Source organism: Streptomyces triticagri (assembly GCF_003429565.1).
GTDB lineage: Bacteria > Actinomycetota > Actinomycetes > Streptomycetales > Streptomycetaceae > Streptomyces > Streptomyces triticagri.
On sequence record NZ_QUAK01000174.1, the window covers coordinates 1 to 5,340 of the forward strand.

Annotated in this window: 4 protein-coding genes and 1 pseudogene; all 5 read left to right on the plus strand. The window is 71.3% G+C overall.

Translation table 11 applies throughout. From position 1 onward, the window contains the following. Positions 1 to 2,081, plus strand: a 2,081-nt coding sequence (infB, locus tag DY218_RS25775) for a translation initiation factor IF-2 (RefSeq protein WP_128558535.1), incomplete at its 5' end; no start/stop codon positions are given. 135 nt (positions 2,082 to 2,216) lie between these two features. Then, complete coding sequence (locus DY218_RS25780; RefSeq protein ID WP_128558536.1) at positions 2,217 to 2,510, plus strand: DUF503 domain-containing protein; 294 nt, start codon at positions 2,217 to 2,219, stop codon at positions 2,508 to 2,510. Positions 2,511 to 2,585: 75 nt separating this feature from the next. After that, entirely contained in the window at positions 2,586 to 3,035 is a 450-nt protein-coding gene (rbfA, locus tag DY218_RS25785) for a 30S ribosome-binding factor RbfA (RefSeq protein ID WP_128558537.1), read from the plus strand. Beyond that, positions 3,032 to 3,991 carry a tRNA pseudouridine(55) synthase TruB gene (gene truB, locus DY218_RS25790; RefSeq protein WP_128558538.1) on the plus strand — a complete coding sequence of 320 codons (960 nt, stop codon included), beginning with the start codon at positions 3,032 to 3,034 and terminating at the stop codon, positions 3,989 to 3,991. Before rbfA ends, truB begins: the two co-directional genes overlap by 4 nt. Positions 3,992 to 4,260: 269 nt before the next feature. Beyond that, positions 4,261 to 5,340: pseudogene (locus DY218_RS25795) on the plus strand (hypothetical protein); the annotation flags it as partial.

The window sequence follows — 5,340 nt, forward strand, 5'->3', positions numbered from 1 at the left end:
GTCCCGGCTTCGCCGGTCGTCCCGGCGGTCCCGGTGGCGGTGGCGGCGGCTTCGCCGGTCGTCCCGGCGGTGGCGGCGGCGGTCGCCCCGGCGGCTTCGGCGGCGGTCGTCCCGGCTTCGGTGGCCGTCCCGGCGGTCCCGGTGGCCGTGGTGGCACGCAGGGCGCCTTCGGTCGTCCCGGCGGCCCCGCGCGTCGCGGCCGCAAGTCGAAGCGGCAGAGGCGCCAGGAGTACGAGGCCATGCAGGCCCCGTCGGTCGGCGGTGTGATGCTGCCTCGCGGCAACGGCGAGACGGTTCGCCTGTCGCGCGGTGCCTCGCTCACCGACTTCGCCGAGAAGATCAACGCCAACCCGGCGTCGCTCGTCGCGGTGATGATGAACCTCGGCGAGATGGTCACGGCCACGCAGTCGGTCTCCGACGAGACCCTGCAGCTCCTCGGCGACGAGATGAACTACACGGTTCAGATCGTCAGCCCCGAGGAGGAGGACCGTGAGCTGCTCGAGTCCTTCGACATCGAGTTCGGCGAGGACGAGGGCGGCGAAGAGGCCCTGGTCTCCCGCCCGCCGGTAGTCACCGTCATGGGTCACGTCGACCACGGCAAGACCCGCCTCCTGGACGCGATCCGCAAGACGAACGTCATCGCGGGCGAGGCCGGCGGCATCACGCAGCACATCGGTGCCTACCAGGTCACGACCGAGGTCAACGACGACGAGCGTCGCATCACCTTCATCGACACCCCGGGTCACGAGGCGTTCACCGCCATGCGTGCCCGTGGTGCCAAGTCGACCGACATCGCGATCCTCGTGGTGGCGGCCAACGACGGTGTGATGCCGCAGACGATCGAGGCCCTGAACCACGCCAAGGCGGCCGACGTGCCGATCGTGGTCGCGGTCAACAAGATCGACGTCGAGGGCGCCGACCCGACCAAGGTGCGCGGTCAGCTGACCGAGTACGGCCTGGTCGCCGAGGAGTACGGCGGCGAGACCATGTTCGTCGACATCTCCGCCAAGCAGGGCGAGAACATCGACGCACTGCTCGAGGCCGTGGTCCTGACCGCGGACGCCTCGCTCGACCTGCGGGCCAACCCGGAGCAGGACGCGCAGGGCATCGCGATCGAGGCCCACCTGGACAAGGGCCGCGGCGCCGTCGCGACCGTCCTGGTCCAGCGCGGCACGCTGCGCGTCGGTGACACGATGGTCGCCGGTGACGCGTACGGCCGAGTCCGGGCGATGCTCGACGACAAGGGCGAGAACGTCGAGGTCGCCGAGCCCTCGACGCCGGTTCTGGTCCTCGGTCTGACGAACGTCCCGGGCGCGGGTGACAACTTCCTGGTGGTCGACGAGGACCGTACGGCCCGTCAGATCGCCGAGAAGCGTGCCGCCCGCGAGCGCAACGCCGCGTTCGCCAAGCGCACCCGCCGGGTGTCCCTCGAGGACCTCGACAAGGTGCTCAAGGCCGGCGAGGTCGAGCAGCTCAACCTCATCATCAAGGGCGACGCGTCCGGTTCGGTCGAGGCCCTCGAGTCCTCGCTCCTTCAGCTGGACGTCGGCGAGGAGGTCGACATCCGCGTGCTGCACCGCGGCGTGGGTGCGGTCACCGAGTCGGACATCGACCTGGCCATGGGCTCCGACGCCATCGTCATCGGCTTCAACGTGCGCGCCGCCGGGCGTGCCACGCAGATGGCCGAGCGCGAGGGCGTGGACGTCCGGTACTACTCGGTCATCTACCAGGCGATCGAGGAGATCGAGGCGGCCCTCAAGGGCATGCTCAAGCCGGAGTACGAAGAGGTCGAGCTCGGCACGGCGGAGATCCGCGAGATCTTCCGCTCGTCCAAGCTGGGCAACATCGCCGGTGTCCTGGTCCGCTCCGGAGAGGTCAAGCGCAACACCAAGGCGCGCCTGCTCCGCGACGGCAAGGTGGTCTCCGAGAACCTCACGATCACCGGTCTGCGCCGCTTCAAGGACGACGTCACCGAGATCCGCGAAGGCTTCGAGGGCGGTATCAACCTCGGAAACTTCAACGACATCAAGATCGACGACGTCATCGCGACGTACGAGATGCGCGAGAAGCCGCGAGGCTGATTCGGCAGCGGTCCGGGGCCGGTCGACGGGAGAATTTCCGTCGATCGGCCCCGGTCGTTCCGTGTACGGTTCGGATGTCCCTGCCAAGTGGTTGGCGGGGCACCGATCCCGTACCGGCGGGTCATCCGGGTGACCATGTATGTGGGGACTCTGTCCTTCGATCTGCTCCTCGGCGACGTACGGTCCCTGAAGGAGAAGCGTTCCGTCGTCCGCCCGATCGTCGCCGAACTGCACCGGAAGTTTTCCGTGAGCGTGGCGGAGGTGGGTGTGCAGAATCTTCATCGCAGGGCCGAGATCGGCGTGGCGATGGTGTCCGGAGACACCGGGCACCTGTCGGACGTACTGGACCGGTGCGAGCGGCTGATCGCCGCCCGGCCGGAGGTGGAGCTGCTTTCGGTGCGCCGGCGGCTCCACGGCGACGACGACTGACGTCCACGACCGGAGTCACGACGTGACGACGTGACGACGCACGAAACAGAAGCAAGCAAAAAGGGAGACGGACCAGTGGCCGACAACGCGCGGGCGAAGAAGCTGGCGGACCTCATCCGAGAGGTGGTCGCCGAGAAGCTGCAGCGCGGCATCAAGGACCCGCGCCTCGGTTCGCATGTGACGATCACCGACACCCGGGTCACCGGTGACCTGCGGGAGGCGACGGTGTTCTACACGGTCTACGGCGACGACGAGGACCGGGAGAACGCCGCCCGCGGCCTGGAGAGCGCCAAGGGCGTGCTGCGTTCCGCGGTGGGTGCGGCGGCCGGGGTGAAGTTCACGCCGACGCTGGCGTTCGTGGCGGACGCGCTGCCCGAGAACGCCAAGACGATCGAGAATCTGCTCGACCGGGCGCGGGCCTCCGACGCCAAGGTGCGCGAGGCGTCCTCCGGCGCCGACTACGCCGGCGAGGCGGACCCGTACCGCAAGCCGGGTGACGACGAGGCCGGCGACGCAGCGGAATGAGCAAGCAGAACACGACGGCCGGCCGGCGCGACGAGCGCGGGCCGGCCTCCGGCACGAAGGACGGCGGTCCGGCCGACGGGCTCGTCATCGTCGACAAGCCGTCCGGCTTCACCTCGCACGACGTCGTCGCCAAGATGCGCGGCATCGCAAGGACGCGCCGGGTCGGGCACGCGGGCACGCTCGACCCGATGGCGACCGGGGTGCTCGTCCTCGGCGTCGAGCGCGCGACGAAGCTGCTCGGACACCTCGCGCTGACCGAGAAGGAGTACCTCGGCACGATCCGGCTCGGCCAGAACACCGTGACCGACGACGCCGAGGGCGAGATCACCTCGTCCGCCGACGCCTCCGCGGTGACCCGGGAGGCGATCGACGCGGGGATCGCGGAGCTCACCGGCGAGATCATGCAGGTGCCGTCCAAGGTCAGCGCCATCAAGATCGACGGCAAGCGGTCGTACAAACGGGCGCGGGAGGGCGAGGACTTCGAGATTCCCGCCCGGCCGGTGACGGTGTCCTCGTTCACCGTGTACGACGTGCGGGACGCGGTCGCCGAGGACGGTACGGCGGTCCAGGACCTCGTGGTGTCGGTGGTGTGCTCCTCAGGGACGTACATCCGGGCGCTCGCCCGTGACCTCGGCGCCGGACTCGGCACCGGCGGACACCTCACCGCGCTGCGCCGCACGCGGGTCGGGCCGTACGGCATCGACCGGGCGCAGACCCTGGAGCAGCATCAGGAGGAGCTGACCGTGCTGCCGGTCGCCGATGCGGCCGCCGCGGCCTTCCCGCGCTGGGACGTCGACGCACGGCGGGCCAAGCTGCTGCTCAACGGCGTGCGGATCGAGCTGCCCGAGGAGTACGGATCGGGGCGTGCCGTCGCCGTCTTCGACCCCGAAGGGCGGTTCGTGGCGCTGGTCGAGGGGCTCAAGGGCAAGGCGAAGAGCCTGGCCGTCTTCGGCTGACCTTTCGCGGGCGCGCGATGGCGCGGGCGCCGGATCCGGTGTCGGTCCGTCCGTGCCTGTGCCGGACTCCGTGGAGCGGGCTGCCGGTGCCCGCTCCACGCTCCCCCTCCCTTCAAGGTCTGTCCTGTGTCGACCGTCGATTCACCCCTTCGTGCAGGCGCTCGGAGTGAACGGCGGGGGTGCGAGGGGGCGCATCCGGCAGCAGTCCTGTTCCGCTGATCATCGCGGGCCTACCGTCGAACGCAGAGGCGCGGCGGGGAGGTTCGGCGATGCTGGCAGTCGGTGCCCGGGCGGGCGTCGAGGAGGCGCTCGTCCGGATCTGCGACCCGGCCGGGCGGCTCCGCGGCGCGGCCTTCCCGGCGGACGACCGCGGCACTCTGATCACCAGTCACGAGGCCGTCGACGGCCTGGCGGGAATCGTCCTGCACGCGCCCGTGGATGCCGTCCGCGCCGACCGGTCCGACGGCGGTGACACCGAGGGCGGTGTCTCTTCCGCCGACGGTGCTGAGCCCGCAGGAGACGCCGAGCCCGCCGACAGTGCTGAGCCCGCAGGCGATGCGACGACCGCCGACGAGGGCACGTACACCGTGGACGCCGCCGACATCGTGCTGCTGCCGGACGCCGGCCTGGCTCTGATCCGTACGAGCGGCCTACGGATGCCCCCGCTGCCGATCAGCACGCGCGCGTGCGGGACGACGGAGCCCGGGACGTACGTCCGCTTCCACGCGCGCGGGTGGCGCGAGGCGCGAGTGCTCACCACCCACGAGTCCGTCACCTACGAGGCGACGGGCGGCCGGCGCACGATCGGGGCCGTGCTCGAACTCGCCGTCGGCACCGACGGGAGCGACGCCCTGCGGCGCGGTGGTGGCGCGGCCGGCGGCCCAGTGGTGGACATCCGCACAGGTGCGGTGCTCGGCGTCCTCGGCACGGCGCTGAGCGTCGAGCACAGTGCCGCGGGCTTCGCCGTCCACCTCGCCTCCGCGGCGGCCGCGGACCCCGCCGGCCCGCTCGCCGCCGTCCTGCGCCGCAACGAAGCCGTGGTGCCCGTCCACGGCGCCGATCTCAACCTGGCCGCGGTGCTGCACCTGACCGCGACCTCGGTCGGCTCGGAGGGGCCGCGGGACGTCGCGGAAGCGGTGGAGACCGTGGAACGGCCCGCCCTTGAGCACGAGTTCGACCGGTTCCTGGCGGGCGATGCGGCGGGGCCCCAGGTGTTGGCTCTGGTCGGGGATCCAGGAGTGGGGCGTACGACCGCGCTCGCGGCCTTGGCCGCGCGCCGGGCGCGCGGAGCCGAGCCTGCGCCGTCCCTGTGGCTGCGCGGCGCGGCCCTGCGGGGCGGGGACGCGTCC

Excerpts from the sequence above, each read along its gene's own strand:
- truB (WP_128558538.1), top strand. The coding sequence starts at position 3,032 with ATGAGCAAGCAGAACACGACGGCCGGCCGGCGCGACGAGCGCGGGCCG.
- DY218_RS25780 (WP_128558536.1), top strand. The coding sequence starts at position 2,217 with ATGTATGTGGGGACTCTGTCCTTCGATCTGCTCCTCGGCGACGTACGG.